The organism is Methylobacterium brachythecii, assembly GCF_014196345.1.
In the GTDB taxonomy this organism is placed as follows: Bacteria; Pseudomonadota; Alphaproteobacteria; order Rhizobiales; family Beijerinckiaceae; genus Methylobacterium; species Methylobacterium brachythecii.
In genome coordinates this window covers 310,697-334,414 of record NZ_JACIDN010000006.1, presented here as the reverse complement: position 1 = coordinate 334,414, position 23,718 = coordinate 310,697, and the positions used below count along the sequence as shown (strand labels likewise).

General features: G+C 67.0%; 23 protein-coding genes. 18 read left to right on the top strand and 5 right to left on the bottom strand.

What is annotated here, in order from left to right:
- Position 1 precedes the first annotated feature (1 nt).
- The 5 genes from GGR33_RS17515 (at position 2) to GGR33_RS17495 (ending at position 4,507) form a co-directional block, all read left to right on the top strand.
- Complete coding sequence (locus tag GGR33_RS17515; protein WP_183507532.1) at positions 2-598, top strand: flavin reductase; 597 nt, start codon at positions 2-4, stop codon at positions 596-598.
- A 103-nt stretch (positions 599-701) separates the two neighbouring features.
- Positions 702-1,565 carry an ABC transporter ATP-binding protein gene (locus tag GGR33_RS17510; protein WP_183507530.1) on the top strand — a complete coding sequence of 288 codons (864 nt, stop codon included), beginning with the start codon at positions 702-704 and terminating at the stop codon, positions 1,563-1,565.
- Positions 1,555-2,478 (top strand): ABC transporter permease, encoded by a 924-nt coding sequence (locus GGR33_RS17505; RefSeq protein WP_183507749.1) that lies wholly within the window; start codon positions 1,555-1,557, stop codon positions 2,476-2,478. Before GGR33_RS17510 ends, GGR33_RS17505 begins: the two co-directional genes overlap by 11 nt.
- Positions 2,475-3,443: an ABC transporter permease gene (locus GGR33_RS17500; RefSeq protein ID WP_183507528.1), complete on the top strand. Its 969-nt coding sequence runs from the start codon at positions 2,475-2,477 to the stop codon at positions 3,441-3,443. Before GGR33_RS17505 ends, GGR33_RS17500 begins: the two co-directional genes overlap by 4 nt.
- A 77-nt stretch (positions 3,444-3,520) precedes the next feature.
- The gene (locus GGR33_RS17495; RefSeq protein ID WP_183507526.1) at positions 3,521-4,507 is read left to right on the top strand and encodes an ABC transporter substrate-binding protein; all 987 of its coding nucleotides are present in this window, start codon (positions 3,521-3,523) and stop codon (positions 4,505-4,507) included.
- Positions 4,508-4,576: 69 nt separating this feature from the next.
- Here GGR33_RS17495 and GGR33_RS26280 read toward each other — a convergent pair whose 3' ends face one another.
- From GGR33_RS26280 to GGR33_RS17485, 3 genes are all read right to left on the bottom strand, one after another.
- Positions 4,577-4,705, bottom strand: a complete 129-nt coding sequence (locus tag GGR33_RS26280; protein ID WP_281381179.1) for a hypothetical protein — start codon at positions 4,703-4,705, stop codon at positions 4,577-4,579.
- 168 nt (positions 4,706-4,873) lie between these two features.
- The gene (locus GGR33_RS17490) at positions 4,874-5,548 is read right to left on the bottom strand and encodes a cysteine hydrolase family protein (RefSeq protein WP_183507524.1); all 675 of its coding nucleotides are present in this window, start codon (positions 5,546-5,548) and stop codon (positions 4,874-4,876) included.
- A 162-nt stretch (positions 5,549-5,710) separates the two neighbouring features.
- Positions 5,711-6,448, bottom strand: a complete 738-nt coding sequence (locus GGR33_RS17485) for a GntR family transcriptional regulator (protein ID WP_183507522.1) — start codon at positions 6,446-6,448, stop codon at positions 5,711-5,713.
- A gap of 445 nt (positions 6,449-6,893) precedes the next feature.
- Here GGR33_RS17485 and GGR33_RS17480 point away from each other — a divergent pair, with 445 nt between their 5' ends.
- From GGR33_RS17480 to GGR33_RS17455, 6 genes are all read left to right on the top strand, one after another.
- Positions 6,894-7,895: a hypothetical protein gene (locus GGR33_RS17480; RefSeq protein WP_183507520.1), complete on the top strand. Its 1,002-nt coding sequence runs from the start codon at positions 6,894-6,896 to the stop codon at positions 7,893-7,895.
- A gap of 77 nt (positions 7,896-7,972) precedes the next feature.
- Entirely contained in the window at positions 7,973-9,337 is a 1,365-nt protein-coding gene (locus GGR33_RS17475; protein ID WP_183507518.1) for an 8-oxoguanine deaminase, read from the top strand.
- Position 9,338: 1 nt separating this feature from the next.
- Positions 9,339-10,961, top strand: coding sequence for an ABC transporter ATP-binding protein (locus GGR33_RS17470; protein ID WP_210302055.1), 1,623 nt, complete (start codon positions 9,339-9,341; stop codon positions 10,959-10,961).
- A gap of 12 nt (positions 10,962-10,973) precedes the next feature.
- Positions 10,974-12,065, top strand: coding sequence for an ABC transporter permease (locus GGR33_RS17465; protein ID WP_183507516.1), 1,092 nt, complete (start codon positions 10,974-10,976; stop codon positions 12,063-12,065).
- A 36-nt stretch (positions 12,066-12,101) separates the two neighbouring features.
- On the top strand, positions 12,102-13,028 hold the full coding sequence (locus GGR33_RS17460) for an ABC transporter permease (RefSeq protein WP_183507514.1): 927 nt from the start codon (positions 12,102-12,104) through the stop codon (positions 13,026-13,028).
- A gap of 65 nt (positions 13,029-13,093) precedes the next feature.
- Positions 13,094-14,173, top strand: a complete 1,080-nt coding sequence (locus tag GGR33_RS17455; protein WP_183507512.1) for a BMP family ABC transporter substrate-binding protein — start codon at positions 13,094-13,096, stop codon at positions 14,171-14,173.
- A 79-nt stretch (positions 14,174-14,252) separates the two neighbouring features.
- Here the strand turns inward: GGR33_RS17455 and GGR33_RS17450 are convergent, their stop codons facing one another.
- Both GGR33_RS17450 and uraD read right to left on the bottom strand, forming a co-directional pair.
- Positions 14,253-14,471, bottom strand: coding sequence for a hypothetical protein (locus GGR33_RS17450; RefSeq protein ID WP_246413208.1), 219 nt, complete (start codon positions 14,469-14,471; stop codon positions 14,253-14,255).
- Between the two features lie 459 nt (positions 14,472-14,930).
- A complete protein-coding gene (uraD, locus tag GGR33_RS17445) occupies positions 14,931-15,827 on the bottom strand; it encodes a 2-oxo-4-hydroxy-4-carboxy-5-ureidoimidazoline decarboxylase (RefSeq protein ID WP_183507508.1) in 897 nt (298 codons plus the stop codon).
- Positions 15,828-16,115: 288 nt separating this feature from the next.
- Here uraD and GGR33_RS17440 point away from each other — a divergent pair, with 288 nt between their 5' ends.
- From GGR33_RS17440 to GGR33_RS17410, 7 genes are all read left to right on the top strand, one after another.
- A complete protein-coding gene (locus GGR33_RS17440) occupies positions 16,116-17,531 on the top strand; it encodes a nucleobase:cation symporter-2 family protein (protein WP_183507506.1) in 1,416 nt (471 codons plus the stop codon).
- Between the two features lie 32 nt (positions 17,532-17,563).
- The gene (pucL, locus tag GGR33_RS17435; protein ID WP_183507504.1) at positions 17,564-18,403 is read left to right on the top strand and encodes a factor-independent urate hydroxylase; all 840 of its coding nucleotides are present in this window, start codon (positions 17,564-17,566) and stop codon (positions 18,401-18,403) included.
- 428 nt (positions 18,404-18,831) lie between these two features.
- The gene (locus GGR33_RS17430) at positions 18,832-19,074 is read left to right on the top strand and encodes a hypothetical protein (protein ID WP_183507502.1); all 243 of its coding nucleotides are present in this window, start codon (positions 18,832-18,834) and stop codon (positions 19,072-19,074) included.
- Between the two features lie 312 nt (positions 19,075-19,386).
- The gene (locus GGR33_RS17425) at positions 19,387-20,493 is read left to right on the top strand and encodes a BMP family ABC transporter substrate-binding protein (RefSeq protein ID WP_183507500.1); all 1,107 of its coding nucleotides are present in this window, start codon (positions 19,387-19,389) and stop codon (positions 20,491-20,493) included.
- An 81-nt stretch (positions 20,494-20,574) separates the two neighbouring features.
- Positions 20,575-21,738 (top strand): ABC transporter permease, encoded by a 1,164-nt coding sequence (locus GGR33_RS17420; RefSeq protein ID WP_284210914.1) that lies wholly within the window; start codon positions 20,575-20,577, stop codon positions 21,736-21,738.
- A gap of 10 nt (positions 21,739-21,748) precedes the next feature.
- Entirely contained in the window at positions 21,749-22,672 is a 924-nt protein-coding gene (locus GGR33_RS17415; protein ID WP_183507498.1) for an ABC transporter permease, read from the top strand.
- Positions 22,673-22,680: 8 nt separating this feature from the next.
- Entirely contained in the window at positions 22,681-23,709 is a 1,029-nt protein-coding gene (locus tag GGR33_RS17410; RefSeq protein ID WP_183507496.1) for a formamidase, read from the top strand.
- Positions 23,710-23,718: the final 9 nt, after the last annotated feature.

The window sequence follows — 23,718 nt, the reverse complement described above, 5'->3', positions numbered from 1 at the left end:
GATGACTGCGATCGACACGAACACTACCGCGCTGGCCTATCGCGACGCGATGGCCCTGCTCGCCAGCGCGGTGCATCTCGTCACCACGGACGGTCCCGGCGGCCGGGCCGGGTTCACGGCCTCCGCGGTCTGCAGCGTCAGCGACACGCCGCCGACGCTCCTCGTCTGCCTCAACCGCTCTTCGTCGGCCTTTGCGGCGTTCAGCGGCAACACGAGCCTGTGCGTGAACACGCTCACCGCCGCACAGAGGACGGTGGCGGATGCCTTCGGCGGCAGGACCCCGATGGCGGAACGGTTCGCTGCGGCGCGCTGGACCGCCGGATCGACCGGCGCGCCGGTCCTGGCCGGCGCCCTCGTCTCGTTCGATTGCCGCATCGTCTCGCGCACCAGCGTCGCGACCCACGACGTGCTGTTCTGCGAGGTGATCGCCCTCGCCGACAGAGCGCCGAACGACGCGCTCGTCTACGCCAGCCGCCGCTACTACACCGTGCCGAACGAGCGCACCGACCTGCGGACGCTGCGCGCGGCAGAGCGTGTCGAGGGACTCGGCAACGGCTGGGCGGCGGAAGCGCGCCGTGCCGCCCTTCGCCTCGCCTGAGGCACGGAAAATGCTCGATCTCCGGGAGACGGCGCCTCGACACGGTTCCGCCCCGTCCCGGAGTGGACCGTCTCAGCCGACCCCACCGCCCATCAGGTCCGCCATGCCGCGTGCCAGCGCAGCCGCTTTGAGAACCGTGCCCCCGACCGACGCCGATGCGACCGAGGATCGGGCGCCGGAGCCGGCCCGCGCGGTTGTGTCGGTGAGCGATCTCTCATTGACCTACGAGACGGCCGACGGCCCGGTCTACGCGCTGTCCGGCGTTGATCTCGCGATCGCGGCCGGCGAGTTCGTCTCCTTCATCGGCCCGTCGGGCTGCGGGAAGACCACGCTGCTCCGATGCGTCGCAGACCTCGAACAGCCCACAGGCGGCGAACTCTGGGTCAACGGTGTCAGCGCCGAGGCCGCCCGGCTGAGGCGCGACTACGGCTTCGTGTTCCAGGCACCGGCGCTCTATCCCTGGCGGACGATCGAGCGGAACGTCGCGCTGCCGCTGGAGATCTTCGGCGTGCCGAAGGCCGAGCGGCGCGAGCGCGTGAGGCGCTATCTCGACCTCGTCCATCTCGGCGGCTTCGCGAAAAAATTTCCCTGGCAACTCTCCGGCGGCATGCAGAGCCGCGCCTCGATCGCACGAGCCCTCTGCTTCGATCCGCAACTCCTGCTGATGGACGAGCCGTTCGGTGCGCTCGACGAGATCGTGCGCGATCACCTGAACGAGCAACTGCTCTCGTTGTGGCGGGAGACCGGCAAGACGGTCCTGTTCGTCACCCACTCGATCCCGGAGGCCGTCTATCTGTCGAGCCGCGTCGTAGTGATGTCGCCGCGTCCAGGCCGCATCATCGACGTGGTCGATTGCTCCAGGCTCGGGCGCCAGCGCCCGCTGGAGATCCGCGAGTCGCCCGAATTCCTAGCCATCGCCCATCGCGTGCGGGAAGGCCTCCGCGCGGGCCATGCCTATGACGAGTGAGGCGCTGGCTCCCCCTGCCCGCCCAGTGGCACGAGCAACCCTGGCCGAGGGCAATGCGCTCCCCATCGCCACCGTCGTCCTGACAATCGTGATCGTCTGGTATCTCTCGGCGCTGCTGGCCAACTGGACTGGCACCTTCGACGCCCTGGCCCGGGCGGGCAATCCCACGGATCTACAGGCCGTCGCCACGGCGACGATGCAGCAGGAGCGGCCGGTCGTGCCCGCACCGCATCAGGTCGCAGCCGAACTCTGGAAGGGTGTGTTCGGCTTCGCGCCGTCTTCCAAGCGCAGCCTGCTCTTCCACGGCTGGGTGACGCTGTCGGCGACTTTGCTCGGCTTCGCTATCGGTGCCGCGCTCGGCATCGCGCTCGCCATCGCCATCGTGCATCTGCGCAGCGTCGAGGCCAGCATCATGCCCTGGATCGTCGCTTCGCAGACCGTACCGATCCTCGCCGTGGCGCCCATCGTGATCGTCGCGCTCGGCGCGGTCGGCATTGACGGGTTGATGCCGAAGGCGCTGATCGCGGCTTATCTCTGCTTTTTCCCGGTCACGGTCGGCATGGTAAAGGGGCTTAACGCCCCGGACCGCATGCTGCGCGACCTGATGCGGACCTACTCCGCCTCGCAGACCGGAATCCTGCTGCGGTTGCGGCTGCCGAGCGCCCTGCCCTACCTGTTCGCGAGCCTAAAGATCGCCTTGGCGGCGAGCCTCGTCGGCACCATCGTCGCGGAACTGCCGACCGGGGCGCAGGCCGGCCTGGGCGCCCGCCTCCTCGCCGGTTCTTATTACGGGCAGACCGTACAGATCTGGGCTGCGTTGATCGGAGCGGCGCTCCTCGCCGCGCTGCTCGTCCAAGCAGTCGCCCTCGCCGAGGCCGCGACGTACCGCGCCATGGGTGTCAGGTCGCGATGAGCCGGCAGGTGAACCGCACCATCATCCTCTCGGTCGCCACCGTGGCCGGTGGTCTTGGACTGTCGGCCTTGGCGCATAGCCCGGATATTGCAGGCCAGGCGGGATCGGGCTTCTGGCTCGGGACACTTCTGCTGTGGCTGGCCGCGACTCTGGCGGCGCGCGACCTCGCTGGGCTGGCGGCGCAGCAGCGAAAACCCAGTGGGCTGCTGGCGCTCGCCGTGCCGCTGCTCGTCGGCTTCCTGCTTGTCGTGCTCTGGGAGCTGATCACGGTCGGCGCGGGCGTGCCGGCGGTGCTGATGCCGCCCCCATCGATGGTCGCGGCACGGTTCGGCGGAGCGCTGCCGGTGCTCGCGGCTGACTTCGTTCAGACCTTCGTGAAATCCGCCCTGCCCGGCTACGCGATCGGCTGCGCGGCCGGGTTCGGCACCGCGGTCCTCGCCGATCGCGTTCCGTTCCTGCGGCGCGGCCTGCTTCCCGTCGCGAACTTCGCCTCGGCTCTTCCGATCATCGGCATCGCACCGATTATGGTGATGTGGTTCGGCTTCGATTGGCCCTCCAAGGCCGCGGTCGTGGCCGTTATGACCTTCTTCCCGATGTTGGTTCAGACGGGAGCGGGCCTCGCCGCCACGGGCCGAATCGAGCGCGACCTGATGCGCACCTACGCGGCCGGCTACCTCACGACGCTGGTGTGTCTGCGCCTGCCGCAGGCGCTCCCCTTCATCTTCACGGCCCTCAAGATCAACGCCACGCTGGCGCTGATCGGCGCGATCGTTGCCGAGTTCTTCGGGACGCCCATCGTCGGCATGGGCTTCCGCATCTCGATCGAGGCGGCGCGGCTTTCCCTGGACATGGTCTGGGCCGAGATCGCCCTCGCGGCGCTCGCCGGCTCGGCCTTCTACGGCGCGATCGCGCTCGCCGAGCGCGCCGCGACCGGCTGGCATCCGTCCATGCGCGCGGCGCGCTGACGACGGGCACCGGCCGCAACGGCCGAAGGGGATCTCGTTTCGTGATGGAGACCAGGACGATGGCGATAGGACGCAGGATGAGGTCGCTGGCCGGTGCGGCGGCGATGATCGCAATGGTGACCGGGGGCGCCCAGGCGGCGGAGAAGGTCACGATCCAGCTGAAATGGGTCACGCAGGCCCAGTTCGCCGGCTACTACGTCGCGCAGGCCAAGGGCTTCTACAAGGAGGCCGGCCTCGACGTGACCATCAAGCCCGGCGGCCCCGACGTCGCCCCGCCCCAGGTGATCGCGGGCGGCGGTGCCGACGTCGTCGTCGACTGGATGCCTTCCGCCCTCGCCTCCCGCGAGAAGGGCGTGCCCCTCGTCAACATCGCCCAACCCTTCAAGAAGTCCGGCTTGATGCTGACCTGCCGGGCCGAAACCGGCATCAAGACGCCGGCCGACCTGAAGGGTCGCACGCTTGGCGTCTGGTACTCGGGCAACGAATACCCGTTTCTGGCCTGGATGGCGACGCTCGGGCTCAAGACCGACGGCTCGCCCGGCGGCGTGAAGGTGCTGAAGCAGGGCTTCAACGTCGACCCGCTGATCCAGAAGCAGGCCGATTGCGTCTCGACCATGAGCTACAACGAGTACTGGCAGGTGATCGATGCCGGCTTCAAGCCGGAGCAGCTCGTAGTGTTCAAGTACGAAGACCAGGGCGTCGCAACGCTCGAGGACGGCCTCTACGCCCTGGAATCGAAGCTGAAAGACAAGGCCTTCGTTGCCAAGCTCGGCAAGTTCGTGGCCGCCTCCGAGAAGGGCTGGGCCTATGCCGCCAAGCATCCGGACGAGGCGGCCGGGATCGTGCTGGAGAACGATACCAGCGGCGCGCAGACGGAAAAACACCAGAAGCGCATGATGGGCGAGATCGCCAAGCTGCTCGACACCTCGGGCGGCAAACTCGCGCCGGCCGATTTCGACCGGACTGTCTCGATCCTGCTCTCCGGCGGCACCGACCAGCCGGTGATCACCAAGAAGCCGGAAGGCGCCTGGACACACGCGGTGAGCGACGCCGAGCCGAAGTAATCCCCGACAAGCGAAGTCCGGCCCCGAGTGTCGGGGCCGGTCTCGGGGATGTCAGGAGCGATGCCTGTATTACCGGCCGTGAACGCTTGCGGCCTGAGCCGGGATGCCGGCGGGCGCGGTGTAGCTCTGAGCCTGGGCGGCGGTGCCGGCGGCGAAGAGCGACAGGGCGAGAGCGGCGGCGGTGACGAAACGGGTCATGGTCAACTCCATCGGATCGTGTGGCTGGCGGAGACCGTTCGCCGGTGACCGTCATCTGATGGAGTGAAGATGGCCCCCGAAGCGTTGGCGAAACAGCCGAATAAGATCGATCGATACGTTCGAGAAAATAGAATAGCCGGGAAGTGCCGCCACTTTCAGTAAGGCTCTTCAGCCTGACGGGCTGAGCGCCGCGATCACGTCATCGGAGGTCGAGACCCAGCCGAAGATCCCGCCCTGTGCCTTGATCATCGCGAGCCCGGCCGCATGGAATTCCGGGATGTACGAGCCGCAGGCGTCCCCGACCACGACGCAGCGGTAGCCGCGGTCGTTGCCCTCGCGGACCGTCGTGTGAACGCAGACTTCCGTAGTGACGCCGCAGACGATCAGCGTCGCGATGTTGCGGGCCTGGAGGACCTCCGCGAGTTCGGTGGCGTAGAAGGCGCCCTTCCCCGGCTTGTCGATGACCGGTTCTCCGTCCTGCGGTTTCAGCTCGGGGATGATGTCGTGGCCCGGTTCGCCGCGGATCAGGATGCGCCCCATCGGGCCGGGCGCTCCGATCCGCGCGGTGGGCTCGCCGCGCTCCAGCTTGGACGGCGGTGCGTCGGACAGGTCCGGGCGATGTCCCTCGCGTGTATGCACGACGAGCAGCCTGGCGGCACGGGCCGCGAGGAGCAGTGCCTTGGCCGGTGGGACCGCGGCCGAGAGCAACGACACGTCGTTGCCGAGGCTTTCACCGAAGCCGCCGGGCTCGAGGAAGTCACGCTGCATGTCAATGATGACCAGCGCAGTACTCGCGGGATCGAACGGAAGCGGCGAGGGCTCTGCTGTGAGGATGCGGTGCATGCGAAAATCCTCGCGGGCCATCGGTCGGGCCGGCCGGTGCCATCATGTATGCAGTGTCGGCGAATGGCCTGCTCAATCCGGTCCCAATCATGCGCGAAGTTTCGGCCACCCTGTCGATCGCATGGGCAGCAGCTTCGGTTGATCCGGCGGGTGTGCGGGCCTTCAGCGCGACGGGCGCGCTTTGGTCGTCAGCGCTGGTGGCGCTTTTTTCCCCTGGTCCCGGAAGCCTCCGCCGGCCGCTTCTCGTGCAGCCAAGCTCCCGGCATGCGCCAGCTCGAACGCATCCTCGACGATGCTCATATGGACCAGCATGGCCGAGTTCGCGGCGGCTGCGTCGCGGGCGAGGATCGCACGGACGACGAGGCCATGCTCGGCATGTGAGCGGGCTAACCGCCCCGGCGCCTGGAACTGGAAGCGGCGATAGGGCGTCAGGCGCCGCCGCAGGTTGCGGGCGATCTCGTCGACGACCGAATTGTGAGCGCCCTCGTAGAGCCGCTCGTGGAATTCCTGGTTGCCGACGACATAGCCATCGTGATCGCCGGCCTCGGCGAGCATCCCCATCCGCTCGTGCAGTAGCCGCAACTGGCCGCGCTCGGCCGTGCTCATGCTCAAGGTGGACAGACGCGCGCAGGTCGCCTCGATCTCGCCCATGGCGATGAACATCATGTCGAGTTCGTCCGGCGTGATCGTGCGGACGGTCGCCCCGAAGCGAGGCCTCAGATCGATCAGCCCGGTCCCGTTGAGCAGCCGCAGGGCGTCGCGAACAGGCGTGCGCGACACCCCGAAGCGTTTGGCGAGGACCTGCTCGTCGAGATGGGTGCCCGGCGCGAACTCGCCCGACAGTATCGCCTCGGCGATGGCATGCGAGAGGCTATCCGCCCGTGTCGGGAACTCAGGCACTGGGTCTCGATGTCCGATGCACCGTCACGTCGGGGCGCATGCCCGCGGGGATGAATAAGACGAGAACCGAGCGCGCTGCAACGGGCCGTCAAGGCAGCTTTCGGCTATGCCTTCGAACTTTTGCGCCGCTGCCGCATCGACGCATCGACGCATCGAGCGAGGTTCGCGCCGGGGGCACGGAGATCATTCATGATGCAGTCGGTGTACAAAACAAGCTCAGCCATACCGGTAAGCCCATTTAACGTACATGCATCGGAGCGCCAATTGCAGCGTTGGATCGGCCGAGCGGCTGGTGCCTGACGACCGATCTCCCTAGGGGAGCAGCTCTGGCCAGACTGGAATTGTTGCAATTTTGCGACGGGCGGTTCCGTCCTCCGATCGCCGTGCCGCGATGGCATATCGGTTGCTGCTCCCTACGCAGTTTTGCGAAATGGGGAGAACAACAATGTTCGCAAGGGGGCTCACGGCGGCTGCATTGTCGCTCGGTTTGATAGGATCTGGCATGGCTGCCGATCTCGATGTGGTGACGAAGGACAAGGTCGCGGCCGCGGCGCCGGTGAAGGAAGCGCCCTTCTTCCTGTTCTCCGATACGCAGGTCAGCTTTCGGTACCAGTTTCCGAGCGCCGAGCCCGGCGTTCAGGTCACGAAGGCCAATGGCAGCGTCGAGACCCGCGGCATTCCGAAATACATCACCAACATCTCGCATGCCGATGCCTGGGCCTACGGCACGAACTTCTTCTCGCTCGACATCCTGAAGTCGGCCAACCAGGATCCGGCCGGCACCACGAACGCGCCCGGCGGCTTCGCGCAGTACGACTACGGCGCGACGGAAGCCTACGGCCTCTATCGCGGTACGCTGAGCCTCAACGCGCTGACGGGTACCAAAGCCTTCTCGTTCCCCGGCATCATCAAGGACGTCTCGCTCGCCTACGGCTTCGATGCGAATTCGAAGAACACCGCCTTCGGCCCGAAGAAGCGTGACGTCGTCGGTGGCTTGACCTTCTCCGTCGACGTGCCGACCGGCTTCCTGAACGTTTCGGCCCATGCCTACAAAGAATGGAACCGAAACGGCTTCAACTTGCAGCCGAACCGGGACGTTAGCTTCGACACGGTCCCCGAGTTCGAGATCGTCTACAATTTCCCGCTGACCTTCATTCCGGGCGTGCCGCTCTCGGTTGCGGGCTTCAACAACATCGTCCTGCCGAAGGGCCGCGGCGTGTCGCAGATCTCTGCCTTCCCCTTCAATCCGCCGACCGGCCTCGAATTCCTGTCGCGGACCAACCTCGTCCTCGACGTTGGCAAGATGGTCTGGAACCAGCCCAACAAGCTCGATGCCTTCATCGGCTTCCAGTACTGGCTCAACAAGTTCGGCAACCAGGAGACGCCGACCTTCAAGGGCACGGAGGAGAAAAGCTTCCTCGCTGGTATCGCAATTCACATCTTCTGAACCGGTACCCTCGTTCGATCTTGAGATACGGCATGGGACGTGCCTTGCGCCCGGTTGATCGCGCCTGAGGAGATCGAATGAACGGCCACGACGGGACTGGACGTCGACTCTGGATCAAGACGCCGCTGGCCATCCTGGCAAAGGATGCCGGCGGCGGCATCGTGGTGGAGGGCAAGCGCATCGTCGAGCGTGTTGTCTCCGGAGGCCAACCGGCGGGGCCGGTGGACGAGACCTTCGACGCCTCGCGCCACGTCGTCATCCCGGGGCTCGTCAACACCCATCACCACTTCTTCCAGACGCTCACCCGCGCGCATCCGTTGGCGATCAACAAGCCGCTGTTTCCGTGGCTGAAGTCGCTCTACACCATCTGGCATCGGCTCACCCCGGAGGCCTTCCGCCTCGCTTCGCGGCTCGCCTATGCGGAGTTGCTGCTCTCGGGCTGCACCACGGCGGGGGACCACCACTACCTATTCCCGAAGGGCCTCGAATCCTCCGTCGACATCCAGGTCGAGGAGGCCAAGGCGCTCGGCATCCGCGCCTTCGTCACCCGCGGCTCGATGAGCCTGTCCGAGCGCGACGGCGGCCTGCCGCCGGACAGCCTCGTGCAGGACGACGACACCATCCTGTCCGACAGCGAGCGCGTGCTCTCGCTGTTCCACGACCCTTCGCCCGGGGCGATGGTGCAGATCGGGCTCGCGCCCTGCTCGCCTTTCAACGTCACCAAGCGGCTGATGCGCGAGAGCGCGGCGCTGGCCGACCGCTACGATTGCCGCCTGCACACACATCTCGGCGAGACGCTGGACGAGGACGCCTATTGCCTGGAGGCCTTCGGACAGCGCCCGGTCGACTATCTCGAAGAGGTCGGCTGGATGAGTTCCCGGGCCTGGCTAGCGCACGGCATCCATTTCAACGACGAGGAGGTCGTGCGGCTCGGCAAAGCCGGTGTCGGCGTGTGCCATTGCCCGACCTCGAACATGACGCTGGCCTCCGGCTGCTGCCGCACCTGCGAGCTCGAAGCCGCCGGATCGCCGGTGGGCCTCGGCGTCGACGGCTCGGCCTCGAACGACAATTCCAACCTGATGGAGGGCGTGCGTCATGCCCTCATGCTCAACCGGCTGACCTACGGCGCGGAGAAGGTCACGCATCTCGACGCCCTGCGCTGGGCGACGGAGGGATCCGCCGCCTGCCTCGGCCGCTCCGACATCGGCCGGATCGAGGAAGGTCGCGAGGCCGACCTCGCCCTGTTCACGCTGGACGAATTACGCTTCTCCGGCGGGCACGATCCCCTAGCCACGCTCGTGCTCTGCGGCGCCTATCGGGCCGACCGGGTCATGGTCGCCGGTCAGTGGCGGGTGATCGACGGGCACCCGCTCGGGCTCGATACCGGCAAACTGCGGGAAGAGCACACCCGGTTGGCACACGACTTGTTCGGCACTTCCTGAGATGGATGCTGCGCCCGCTTCTCCTGCCAAGATCAGCCCCAAGGAAGGGCCGACCCCCCTCTTCGGTGCCTATGGCATCGTGAAGCGCTTCGGCAGCTTCACGGCCAATGACGGCGTCGACCTCGAAATCCGTGCGGGCGAGATCCACGCCCTTCTCGGCGAGAACGGCGCCGGCAAGTCGACCCTGATGAAGATCCTCTACGGTCTGCTGGAGCCGACGGAGGGCGTCGTCACCCATAAGGGCGACATCGTGCAGTTGCCCAACCCCGAAGCCGCCCGCCGGCTCGGCATCGGCATGGTGTTCCAGCACTTCTCGCTTTGCGAGAACCTGACGGTCGCAGAGAACATCGCCCTCGTCATGCCGAAGGAACTCGCCGGCAAGGCGCTCGCGGACCGCATCGCCAAGCTCGGCAACGATTACGGACTGCATCTCGATCCGAGCCGGCCGGTCTGGTCGCTCTCGGCGGGCGAGCGCCAGCGCATCGAGATCGTCCGCTGCCTGTTGCAGGACCCGAGCCTCGTCATCCTCGACGAGCCGACCTCGGTGCTGACGCCCGGCGAGGCGGAGATGCTGTTTACGGTGCTGGAGCGGCTGCGCGAAGAGGGCCGCGCGCTGCTCTACATCTCGCACCGCCTCGACGAGGTCCGCCGGCTCTGCGTGCGCGCCACGATCCTGCGCGGCGGCAAGGTGGTCGGCGCCTGCAATCCGCGCGAGGAGACCGCCCGCTCCCTCGCCGCGATGATGGTCGGCACGGCCGTGCGCGACGTGACACCGCGCCAGGGCGTCGCGCCGGGCAAGGAGCGCCTGCATCTCGAACGCCTCACCCTCCCCGCTCCCGGCCTGCACGCGACCTCGTTGCGCGACGTGACGCTGAGCGTTGCCGGCGGCGAGATCCTCGGCATCGCCGGGATCGCCGGAAACGGACAGGCCGAGCTTTTCGCCGCCCTGTCGGGCGAGACGCGGGCACCCTCCCCCGACGCCGTTCGGATCGACGGCAAGCCGGTGGGCGGCCTCCGCATCAACGCCCGGCGCCGGCTCGGCGCGAGCTTCGTTCCCGAGGAGCGCAACGGCCATGCCGCAGCGCCCCTGATGAGCCTCTCCGAGAACGCCCTGCTCTCGCGCTATGCGACGGCGCCGCTCACCCAGTTCGGACTGCTCAAGCTCGGCTCGGCCCGCGATCTCGCCAAGCGCGTCATCGATGCGTTCGACGTCCGCAAGGCTGGTCCAGACCCGGCGGCCGGCACGCTGTCGGGCGGCAACCTGCAGAAATTCGTGGTCGGCCGCGAGATCCTGGCCGAGCCCGGCGTGCTGGTGATCAACCAGCCGACCTGGGGTGTCGATGCGGCCGCCGCAGCTCACATCCGCCAGGCCGTGATCGACCTCGCCGCGCGGGGCGCCGCGATCCTCGTGATCAGCCAGGACCTCGACGAGCTGTTCGAGATCGCCGGCTCGATCTCCGTCCTGCACGACGGAACGCTTTCGCCCGCAATCCCGACCGCCGAAACCAGCCGCGAGGCCGTGGGTCTGCTGATGGGTGGTTCGAGCGATCATGCCGCTCCCGTAGGCGACCTCCCGCTGGTCCACGAGACGGCGCCGGTTCCCGTGCCGGCTCACGCGCACTGAGCGATCGCCACCATGCGCCTCGACCTCGTCCCTCGCACCCGCCGCTCCCCCGTCCTCGATATCCTGTCGCCGGCGTTGGCCTTCGTTGCGGCCGTGCTGATCGGCGGCATCGCCGTGGCGGCGCTCGGCGTCTCGCCGGGACAGGCCTTCGTCACCTACTTCGTGACGCCGCTGAGCGAGGTCTGGTCGCTGCAGGAGATCGCGCTGAAGGCCGCGCCGCTGGCGCTGATCGCGACGGGTCTCGCCTTCTGCTACCGCGCCAACCTCTGGAATATCGGTGCCGAGGGCCAGTTCGTGGTCGGCGGCCTCGTCGGCGGCTGGGTCGGCATTCTCACGCATGGCGCGGAGGGCGCGACCCTCTGGATCCTGCCTACCATGCTGATCGCCGGAACCTTGGCCGGCGCCGCCTATGCGATGATCCCGGCTTTCCTGAAGGTGCGCCTCGGCGTTTCCGAGATCCTGACGAGCCTGATGCTCGTCTACGTCGCCCAGCTCCTGCTCGACTACATGGTCCGCGGTCCCTTGCGCGATCCGGCGGGATTCAACTTCCCGCAGAGCGTCGGCTTCGATCCGGCGGCGCGCCTGCCCTACCTCATGGAGGGCGATGCGCTGCATGCCGGCGTCCTGATCGCCTTCGTCGCCGTGGTGCTGGCGACGATCGTGCTGGCGCGCACCCTGTTCGGCTTCGAGGTTCGCCTCGTCGGATCGAGCCCAAGGGCGGCGCGCTTCGCCGGATTCTCCGACGCGCGGCTGACGCTCGCCGCCTTCGCCATCTCGGGCGGCGCCGCGGGGCTTGCTGGGATCGCCGAGGTCGCGGGCAAGATCGGTCAGCTCCAGCCCGAGATCTCGCCGGGCTACGGCTTCACCGCGATCATCGTCGCCTTCCTCGGCCGGCTCTCGCCGCCGGGCATCCTGGTCGCCGCCGTCGTCATCGCGCTGACCACCATCGGCGGCGAGGGCGCGCAGATCGACCTGCGGCTGCCCCTCGATCTGACCCGCGCCTTCCAGGGTCTGCTGCTCGGCCTCGTGCTCGGGGCGAACGTGATCGCACGCTACCACGTGCGGTTTGTGCCGGGGGGCCCGTCGAGCCGTGTTTTTCCGTGAGCGCGATCGCGTGAAGAGCCTGCCTCGGAGCCCGGCATGACCCTCGATATCGTCCAGATGGTGCTCGCTACGGTTCTGGCGGCGGCAACGCCCCTGATCCTCGCCGGAATCGGCGAACTTGTCGTGGAGCGCTCCGGGGTGCTGAACCTCGGCGTCGAGGGCATGATGATCTTCGGCGCAGCCGCAGGCTTCGCCGTGGCGATGCAGACCGACTCGACCCTCCTCGGTGCGCTCGGAGGCGCCGCGGGCGGCCTGCTGCTCTCGGCGCTATTCGGTATCCTGACGGTCGGGCTCGCCGCGAACCAGGTCGCCTCCGGCCTGTCGCTGACCATCCTTGGCCTCGGCCTCTCGGGGCTCGTTGGGGCAAGCTATGTTGGCGTGAAGCGCGATCCGGCGCCCCACCTGCAGATCCCGGGGCTGACCGACCTGCCGGGTGTCGGCAAGCTGCTGTTCGGGCAGGATGCCTTCGTCTACCTCGCCGCCGGGCTGGTGGCGGCGGTCTGGTGGTTCCTCTGGCACACGCGCAAGGGCCTGACCCTGCGCGCCATCGGCGACGACCACGTGGCGACGCACGCGCTCGGACTGCATGTCCGCAAGGTCCGCTTCCTCTCCGTGCTGTTCGGCGGCGCCTGCGCCGGGCTCGGCGGAGCCTACCTCTCCCTCGCCTACACGCCGTTCTGGTCCCCCGGCATGACCGCCGGACGCGGCTGGATCGCGCTCGCGCTTGTGGTCTTCGCCTCCTGGAAGCCGCTGCGGGTCGCAGCCGGCGCTCTGCTGTTCGGCGGTGCGACGGTTCTGCAGCTCCATGCCCAGGCGGCTGGCCTCGGCCTGCCGGGCCAGCTCCTCTCGGCGGTGCCCTATCTGGCGACGATCCTGGCCCTGGTCTTGCTCTCGCTCGGACAGCGCCAAGGCGGCTCCCTCGCCCCCGCTGCTCTCGGACGCGTGTTCACGCCGAGCCGGTGAGCGGCACCCGCGATCGGTCCAGAAGGCCGCCGCCTGCGCCGGTGACGTTCAAGAAGGAAACCAAGATGCGGGGCAGTCTCACGAAGTTCGGCGGCGCGCTGGTCGGCGCAGCCATGGCGATCGGCCAGATCGCGCCGGCTCTCTCGGCCGAGAAGCTGAAGGTCGGCTTCGTCTATGTCGGGCCGGTGGCCGATTTCGGCTATTCCTACCAGCACGACCTCAGCCGCAAGGCGCTGCAGGAGGCGATGCCGGACAAGGTCGAGACCACCTTCCTCGAGAACGTGCCCGAGGCGGATAGCGAGCGCTCCATCGAGAAGCTGGCTCGCTCCGGTGCGAGCCTGATCTTCACCACCTCCTTCGGCTTCATGGAGCCGACCCTGAAGGTCGCCAAGAAATTCCCGAAGGTGAAGTTCGAGCACGCCACCGGCTACAAGCGCTCGGAGAACGTCTCGACCTACTCGGCACGCTTCTACGAAGGCCGCTATGTCTGCGGGAAGATCGCCGGCAAGCTCTCCAAGTCCGGGACGGTGGGCTACATCGCCTCGTTCCCGATCCCCGAGGTGGTGAGCGGCATCAACGCCTTCATGCTCGGCGCGCAGTCGGTCAACCCGAACATCAAGGTGAAGATCGTCTGGGTGAACACCTGGTTCGATCCGGGCAAGGAGGCCGAGGCGGCCAAGGCGCTGCTGGCGCAAGGCGCCGACATCCTGACCCAGCACACCGATTCCGCGGCTCCGCTGCAGGAGGCCGAGAAGCAGGGCAAGCTCGCCTTCGGCCAGTCCTCCGACCAGTTCCGCTTCGCGCCCAAGGCGCAGCTGACCTCGATCACCGACGACTGGAACGGCTACGTGATCTCCGAGGCCAAGGCCGTTCTCGACGGCACCTGGAAGAGCCACGACACCTGGGGCGGCATCAAGGACGGCATGGTCGTGCTGGCGCCATTCACCAACATGCCCGACGACGTCAAGGCGATGGCGGAGGAGACCAAGAAGGCGATCGCCGACGGCAAGATCCATCCCTTCCAAGGCCCGGTCCTCAAGCAGGATGGCTCGGTCGCCGTAAAGGAGGGCGACAACGCCCCCGACCCGATGATCCTCGGCATGAATTGGTACGTGAAGGGTATCGACGACAAGCTGACCCAGTAGTCGCAGTCAGCCAGCCCGATGCGAGAAGCCCCGCCGGATCGTCTCCGGCGGGGCTTCTGCTTTCAGCATTGCTCGGTGATCAGGGACGCGGCGCGGGCGGCGGCTGGTCCGGCACCACGACCGCGCCGGGCGGCGGCGGAGCGGGTTCGCCGACGCCGCGAGGAGCAGGAATGGCGTCGCCGCTGCGGATCGCCTCGCGCTCGTTGCGGGCTCCGGCGATCCCTTCCGTGCCGCCCGGAGCCGTTGCCGGCTCGCTGCCGGCGGGAGCGCCGGTCGATTGGGCGAGGGCTGGACCCATCAATGCCGCCATCCCGCACACAAACATTGCGGCGGAGAATGTCCTACGCATGATCAAGAACCTTCCATAAGTGCCTAAACGATAGGCAAGTCATTGTCGTACTTATGGAAAATCGATTAGGGCTCCGAATTGTTCCCTATCGGTGATGGCGGTGCCGCCTGTGCCGGTGCGCTGCCCGTCCCCTAAGGCCGCCGGGCGCCGTGATCCGAGGCTGACCCGCGGGCGGTGTCAGGCTCCCCTGAGCGCGAACTCCAGAAGCCCCACAGACGACACTGCCTGAGAGAACGAGGGCGGCGACCAGCCATGCCGTGAGAGGAAGACCGAGTCCGATCGCGACGCCGGGGATACGCATGGATGGTTTCTCTCGCAGCTGAGTGGACGAGCCATTGGCTCATCCAACGGGCAGCAAGCGCTATGCCGGCTGCGAGCCTCGTCCGCTTTCGGTACGTCGAATGCGGCTCAGCTTCCGCGATAGGTTTGGTAGCTCCACGGGGTCGCCACCAGGGGCACGTGATAATGGCCCTCCGGATCGCTGACCCCGAACCGCAGGGGCACGATATCGAGGAAGGGCGGCTCGGGCAGGTCGAGACCGAGGGCGGGACCAACGCGCCGGAAATGATCGCCGAGGCTGAAGCGCAATTCGTAGGTTCCGATCGGCACCGGCCGACCGCCGACCAGTGGCATGTCCGTCCGGCCATCCGCATTGGTCAGCGCGCGCGCCACGATAACGGTTTCCGTTGGCGAGACGATCTCGACGAGTTCGATCGTCACGCCGGCCGCCGGCTTCCCCTGGACCGTATCGAGCACGTGGGTCGAGATCCGGCCGGTCGTCTGGAGGGGACCGTCACCGGTGACCAGCGCGTTCAGACGGATCGCAGCGATCCGCATGACTTCCGCTTCGGCCGTGCGCCGCTCGACGTCGGGCACGGAGGCGAGCCGTGCCTCGAAATGAGCGAGTAGGGAGGCCCGCCCGTGCCGCTTGATGCACAGGATGAACGGGATGCCGAATTTTTCGCGATAGGCGGCGTTGAGCGCCTCGAACCGTGCGTATTCGGCGTCCGACATGCGATCGAGCCCGGCCGCCGCCTGTTCCGCGATCGAATCCGGTGCGATCTCGCCGGAGCGGGCTGCCCGCCCAGCGAGCTCCGGATGCCCGGTCAGCAGGGCGAGCCGTTGTGCGTCGCTTGCGCGCTCGACCACGTCGATCATCGCCGCATAGAGCGCGCCGACCGTCGCGAAGGGCCGCTGCGCCGCGCTCGCCTCTGCGATCCAGGGCGCATGCTCGAATACCGCGCCGAGCGTCCCGACGAAGTCCGCCGAAGGGGCGGCGTTGAGATCGGAGAGCGACGTCGTCATGGCAGCCGGCTTTCGCTGGGATGGGGTGCGATGGCAATGAATTGCAACCTGCTCCGGTGCAGGCAACGGGCCAGCCGGACGGACGGCTCACGCCATGCCCAACGGCGCGCAAGATACATGCAGATGCACTTGAATCCGGCATCGATGGCGCATCGCCGGGCCGGTCGGTTGCCGGCAAGCCATTGTGATCGAGCGCCCCTGCGGTTTGCCGTGCCCGTGGCACACGCTTTGCCCAGTGGAACGAGGAAACCCGCGCCGGGGATCTGTTGAGGCCGAGGCGTCGCTCCCATGACCAGTGCCACGAACACTGCCGTCCACCCCGATGTCGTGATCGATCCGCCGGATCCCGCCCCGGTCGAAGCGGCCGCTGCGCCGGTCAACAAGGTGCCGCCGGTTGCGCTCGGGCTCCTCGGATTGCAGCACGTCCTCGTCATGTATGCAGGTGCCGTCGCCGTGCCGCTGATCGTCGGACGTGCGCTGAAGCTGGCGCCGGAACAGATCGCGATGCTGGTCAGTGCGGACCTCTTCGCCGGCGGTCTCGCAACCCTCGTGCAGAGCTGGGGCCTGCCCGGTGTTGGCGTGCGCATGCCAGTGATGATGGGCGTGACCTTCGCAGCCGTGACCCCAATGATCGCCATGGGCAGCAGCCCGGAGATCGGTTTGACCGGCATCTATGGCGCGGTGATCGCCGCAGGCCTGTTCGCCTTCCTCGTCGCACCGCTCGTCGGGCGGCTGCTGCCGCTGTTTCCGCCAGTGGTGACCGGAACGATCATCCTGGTTATCGGCATCTCGCTGATGAAGGTCGGCGTGAACTGGGCCGCGGGCGGCGTTGGCAATCCGAATTACGGAGCACCGGTCTTTCTCGGCATCGCGGCATTCGTGTTGTGCCTGATCATGGCGATCACCCGCTATGGCGCCGGCTTCGTGAACTCGGCCTCGGTGCTGATCGGCATCATCGTCGGCATGGTCGTGGCGGGCTTCTTCGGACTCGTCGATTTCAGCCATGTCGCCACCGCGCCGTGGTTCGACGTGGTGCGTCCCTTCGCCTTCGGATTCCCGACCTTCGATCTCGTCTCGGTGATCACCCTGTGCATCGTGATGGTCGTCGTGATGATCGAGTCGACGGGCATGTTCCTGGCGCTCGCCGAGATCTGCGCCGACCCGGTCGACGAGAAGCGCCTCACCAAGGGCCTTCGCGGGGACGGCCTCGGGACGATCATCGGCGGCGTCTTCAACACCTTCCCGTACACCTCGTTCTCACAGAACATCGGATTGGTCGGCGTCACCGGCGTGCGCACGCCCTACGTCGCCGTGGTCGGCGGCTTCATCATGCTGGGGCTCGGCCTGATCCCGAAGCTCGCCGCAGTCGTCGAGGCGGTGCCGCAATGCGTGCTCGGTGGCGCGGGACTGGTGATGTTCGGCATGGTCGGCGCCACGGGAGCTCGCATCCTCCAGGCGGTCGACTTCGCCCATAACCGCAACAACCTGTTCGTGGTGGCCGTCTCGGTCGGCTTCGGCATGATCCCACTCGTCGCCCCGAACTTTTTCAAGCAGATGCCGCATGCGCTGCACCCGTTGCTCGAATCCGGCATCCTGCTCTGCGCGATCTCGGCGGTGCTCCTGAACCTGTTCTTCAACGGATTGCAGAGCGCCGAGGAAGCCCGCGCGGCTGCCAAGGCACAGGCCGCCAAGTCCGAGCACTGATCCCCCGACCCTGGACCTTTCCGGAGACGACCATGCCCCTGACCGCCTCGAAATACGGCAAGGGCCGCGTGCGGGTAATGCGGCTCACGCGCGATGGCGACCATCACACCCCGCGTGAACTCAACATCACGGCGCTGATGAAGGGCGCTTTCGATGCGTCGTGGACCGAGGGCGACAACCGGGCCTGCGTCGCCACCGACAGCGTGAAGAACATCTGCAACGTCGTGGCGGCCAAAAACATCTCCCTCGACAAGGAGGCGTTCATCGAGGCCGTCGCCAAGCTCTTCCTCGACACCTACCCGCAGGTCGAGCAAATGCAGATCGAGGCGAAGGAGACGCGCTGGCGCCGTCATGCCTTCGACGGCAAGCCGCATGGGCACGTCTTCACCCTCGACGGCAATGGCTTCGGCTACGTCAAGCTAGTGGCGAGCCGCGACAAGGCAGTCCTACAATCGGGCCTGCGTGGCTTCACCTTCATGAAGACGACGCAGTCCGGCTGGGTCGATTTCGTGAACGATGAGTACCGCACGCTGGCCGACACGACGGACCGGATCGCCGCCACCGCCATGGACGCCACCTGGACCTGGCTCAGTGCCCCGGCCGACTACACGACGACGAACGCCAAGGTACTCGACATCCTGATCGAGGTGTTCGGCACGACCTATTCCTACGGGGTTCAGGACTCGATGTATCGCATGGCCGAAGCCGTGCTCGCGGCGGTTCCCGAGATCGCCGACATCAGCTTCGCGATGCCGAACAAGCACTACATCCCGATCAATCTCGCGCCTTTCGGGCTCGAAAACCCCGGCGCCGTCTTCCTGCCGACGGACGAGCCGCACGGGCAGATCGAGGCAACGATCAGCCGCGGCTGAGCCGGCCGCCTCACCACCCCATCCCGCATCACCCCGAGGCGGCTCGCGGCTCAGGCTCGCGGGCCGCTCTCGTTCGGCATCTCGCCTGCCCCCGGCACCGATGCGTCAGCGGTGGGTATCGGCACGCGGGCGCTGCCGTTTTTCAGCGATCGAGCTGTGCGAAAAGGCACTCTGGCGAAAGAAGCGTGCCAATCCGCCTGCATCGGCCGGAAAAGCATGGATTTTGCCACCAAGTATTTGATTTATTTTTGCTTTATGCGACGGCGGTCAATCGCAGCAAGCAAAGGTCCGCGATGTGTGCACGAACATTGTGCATAATAGTCGAGCAAGGCGTGTTGTCTTTGCAGGCACGGTTGCACAATTTCTGGGAACTCGATCAAGCGCCGCCGTTCGTCAAGCGGCGCCGGGTCAAACCAGGGATTCTCGCTATGACGTCACGCATCATCCTGGGCGCCGCTCTCGGCTTCGCCCTCACCTCCTCCGCCTTCGCGCAGAGCTACACCGCACCGGCCGGTATCCCCACCGCCACCGCCCCCGGCGGCCTCGAAGGCTCCGCCTTTACGGCGGGCGCCAATGCCGGTCGCGGCTATCGCGTTGCTCCCGACGACACAGCCTACACCACCGGTTCGGTCCGCAAGGCATCGCCGGATCGCAGCCGTCAGGCCCGCTGAGCCTCTCGCCAAAAGGCGCAGGCTCCCCCCTCGAAACCGGCGGCCCGATCGGGCCGCCGGTTTTCTTTTGCCGTCACGAATTGCGGTCGCCGGCCTTTGCGGCGTGCCGACTGAGACCGTCCGCGAGTCTTCGTCCGCTGGTCGAAAACCGTGCATACACGGCCGTAATTTTGGGCGCGTTCCGAGTCTATCGGGCCTCTGCCGAGGGAGATCGACCTCGGTTCATTGCTAATAATCTTGGCTTCTTCGCAGTCCGGGCTCGGCTTAGTTTCGCGATATTGCATCGCCTAACGCCGAAACGGACGGTTCGCCGTGATCGCACGCCCCTTCTCTCGCCGATTTCTTCTCCAGGGCGCAGGCGCTCTGTCTCTGAGCGCGCTTCCCTTCGGCCGTGCCCGGGCTGCCGGCTCCCTGACCGTCGGCTTCATCTACGTCGGACCGAAGGACGATTACGGCTACAACCAAGCTCATGCCCAGGCCGCAAAGGCGCTGAAGGGCATGCCGGGTATCGAGATCACGGAAGAAGAGCGCGTTCCCGAGACGAACGCGGTCGAGAAGACCATGGAGAGCATGATCAATCTCGACGGGGCGACGCTGCTCTTCCCGACCTCCTTCGGCTACTACTCGCCCTACCTGCTGGCGGAAGCCAAGAAGAACCCCAAGATCCAGTTCCGCCATTGCGGTGGCCTGTGGTCGGACAAAGACCCGAAGAATGCCGGCTCCTACTTCGGCTACATTGCCCAGGGCCAGTACTTGAACGGCATCGTTGCGGCGCATGCCTCGAAGTCGAAGAAGATCGGCTTCGTCGCGGCCAAGCCCATTCCGCAGGTGCTGAACAACGTCAACGCCTTCCTGCTCGGCGCGCAGAGCGTCGATCCGAGCATCACCTGCCAGGTGATCTTCACCGGCGAATGGTCGCTCGCGGTCAAGGAGGCCGAGGCCACCAACGCGCTGATCGATGGCGGCGCCGACGTCGTCACCTGCCACGTCGACAGCCCGAAGGTCGTGGTCGAGACGGCGGCGCGCCGTGGCGCCTTCGTCTGCGGTTACCACGTCGACCAATCTCCGCTCGCCCCGCAGAAATACCTCACCGGCGCCGAGTGGAACTGGCTGCCGATCTACAAGGACTTCATCGCCTCGATGCAGGCCGGCAAGGTGCCCCAGAATTTCGTGCGCGGCGGCCTTGCCGATGGCTTCGTCAAGATGAGCCCCTATGGGCCCGGGGTCAGCGAGGCGGCGCGCAAGAATGCCGACGCGGTCAAGGCCGAGATGCTCAAGGGTGGCTACGAGATCATCAAGGGCCCGCTCAAGGACAATACCGGCAAGGAGATCGTCGCCGCCGGCAAGGCCTATCCCGAGAAGGCGGCCGAGCTCGAAAGCACGAACTACCTCGTCGCCGGCGTGAAGGGCTCGGTCTGACGCTGGGCCAACGGCGCCGCATGGCACGCTTTCTGCGGCGCCGTTCTCACTGATCTTCCTCGTTCGCGGAGAGCCCTGCACGTGGTCGCGGATGCTGCTCCTTCGGTGATGCCGGTGCAGGCCGCCCGGCCTTCGACGGGACTTCAGGTGCGCGCCTGGCTCGCGCGCCGGTCCGAAGCCGTGGCGATCCCGGTCGCCGCGGCGGTGGCCGGCTTCCTGCTGTTCGGCGTCTTCCTGCTCGCGCTGGGCAAGTCGCCGCTGCAACTCGTCGATCTCGTCTATCGCGCGGGCTTCGGCTCCTCCTTCGCCCTCGGCAACAGCCTGCAGCGGGCCGCGCCGCTGCTGTTCACGGCGCTCTGCGTCGCCCTGCCGGCTCGGCTCGGCCTCGTCGTGATCGGCGGCGAGGGCGCCATCGTGCTCGGAGGCCTCGCCGCGGCGGCTTTCGCTCAGCCCCTGGCGGCGTTTCCGGCCGTGATCGCGATCCCACTGATGGCGCTGGCCGCCGCCTTTGCCGGTGCCGTCTGGATCGGCTCGGTCGGCTGGCTCCAGGCCTATCGCGGGGTCAACGCGACCATCTCCAGCCTGCTCCTGTCCTACATCGCCATCGCGATCGCGAACCATCTGATCGAGGGCCCGCTGAGGGATCCGACCAGCCTCAACAAGCCCTCGACCCTGCCGATCGGCGATGCCTTCATGCTTCCGCCGATGCCGGTGATCGGCGTGCATTGGGGCCTCGGCTGCGGCGTGATCGCCTGCATCCTCGCCTACATCCTGATGGATCGCACGACCCTCGGTTTCGCTGCGCGCATCGCCGGCGGCAATGTCCGCGCCGCGCAGATCCAGGGCCTGCCCGTCGGCCGGCTCATCGTCGGCTTCACGGCCCTCGGGGGCGTCTTCGCGGCGCTCGCGGGCTTCTTCGAGGTGGCCGCGGTGCAGGGCACCGCCAACGGCACCCTTGTGGCCGGCTACGGCTATACCGGCATCCTCGTCGCCTTCCTCGCCCGGCAGAACCCGATCGCAATCATTCCGGTCGCCATCCTGCTCGGCGGCATCGAGGCCTCCAGCGGCCTGATCCAGCGGCGCATGCAGTTGCCCGACGCGACGGTGCTGGTCCTCGAAGGCCTGCTCTTCCTGATCGTGCTGATGAGCGAGACGCTCTACGGCCGCTTCAAGATCTTCAGCCCCCATCTCTGGCAGGCCAAGGCAGAGACGATGCCTGCGCCCGCCGCATCCGCCGCGGCGTGAGGCAGGACCGATGAGCGATCAACTCGGTCTCTGGAGCGTCCTCATCGCCGTGATCGGCGGGGCGATCCGCGTCTCGACGCCGTTCCTGTTCGTCAGCCTCGGCGAGACCATCACCGAGCGCTCGGGCCGGATCAATCTCGGCCTTGAGGGCACCCTCGTCTTCGGCGCGATGTCGGCTTACGCCACCGCCGTGCTGACGGACTCGCCCTGGGCAGGCGTTGCCGTCGCCGGGCTGGCCGGAGGCGCCTTCGGCCTGCTGCATGGCTTCGTCTGTCGCCTGCCGCGCGTGAACGACGTCGCCGTCGGCATCGCGCTGATGCTGTTCGGCTCCGGCCTCGCCTTCTTCCTCGGCAAGCCCTTCATCCAACCCTCCGCACCGCCCCTGCCGGCGATCCCGTTCGGCTTCTGGTCGGATCTGCCGCAAGTCCAGGCGGCGCTCAGGGTCAATGTGCTCTTCCTCGTCGGGGCGGCCCTGTCGGTTCTGCTGTGGTGGGCCTTCCGCAATACCAAGGCTGGGCTCATCGTGCGCGTCGTCGGCGACAGCGCCGATGCCGCCCGCGCCATGGGCTACGACGTCGACCGGGTCCGGCTCTACGCCACCGCCGCCGGCGGCGTGCTCGCCGGGATCGGGGGCGCCTATCTCTCGCTCTACTACCCTGGCTCCTGGAACGAGGGCGTCTCCTCCGGCCAGGGCCTGATGGCGGTCGCGCTCGTGATCTTCGCCCGCTGGAACCCGCTGGCCTGCTTCGGCGCGGCCTTGCTCTTCGGTGGGGCCGGCGCCCTCGGGCCGGCGCTCCAATCCGTCGGCATCTCCCAGGGGTATTACCTGTTCTACGCGGCGCCCTACGTGCTCACCCTCGCGCTGCTGATCGCGACCTCGTCCACGGAGCGGGCGCTTGCCGGTGCTCCGGGCGAGCTCTCCCTCTCGAAATAGGACCTGCCATGAACGGACTTGGCGGACTGAACAAATCGCCCAACGGCGTGGTCATCGGCCTCGTGCAGCTGCAGCTGCCGAACGTCGTCACCAAGGCCGACCTCGCGGCCCAGACCGCGCGCATCGTCGAGCTGGTGGCCAAGGCCCGCGCCAATCTCGGCACGATGGATCTAGTGGTGTTTCCCGAATACGCCCTGCACGGGCTGTCGATGGACACAAACCCGGAGATCATGTGCAGCCTCGACGGGCCGGAAGTCGCCGCCTTCAAGCAGGCCTGCATCGACAACAGGATCTGGGGCTGTTTCTCCATCATGGAGTACAATCCCGGCGGCTACCCCTACAATTCCGGCGTCGTCATCGATGATCAGGGCGAGCTGAAGCTCTACTATCGCAAGATGCATCCCTGGGTGCCGGTCGAGCCCTGGGAGCCCGGCAATCTCGGAATCCCGGTCATCGACGGGCCGAAGGGCGCCAAGCTTGCGCTAATCATCTGCCACGACGGCATGTTCCCGGAGATGGCGCGCGAATGCGCCTACAAGGGCGCGGAGATCATGATCCGCACCGCCGGCTACACCGCGCCGATCCGGCAATCCTGGCGCTTCACCAACCAGTCCAACGCCTTCTGCAACCTGATGGTGACCGCCAATGTCTGCATGTGCGGCACGGACGGCAGCTTCGACTCCATGGGCGAAGGCATGATTGTGAACTTCGACGGCACTGTCATCGCCCATGGCACGACGGGGCGGGTCGACGAGATCATCACGGCGGAGGTCCGGCCCGACCTCGTGCGCGAGGCACGCATCCACTGGGGCGTCGAGAACAACATCTACCAGTTCGGCCACCGCGGCTACACGGCTGTGAAGGGCGGTGCGCAGGATTGCCCCTACACCTACATGCACGACCTCGCCGCCGGCCGGTACCGGCTGCCCTGGGAGGACCAGGTCCAGGTCGTCGACGGGACGAGCTGCGGCTTCCCTGCCCCAACGCGGGCATTCGGCGAGACGGCAAGCTCCGAAACCAAGGAGGCCGCCGAATGAGCGCCAGCC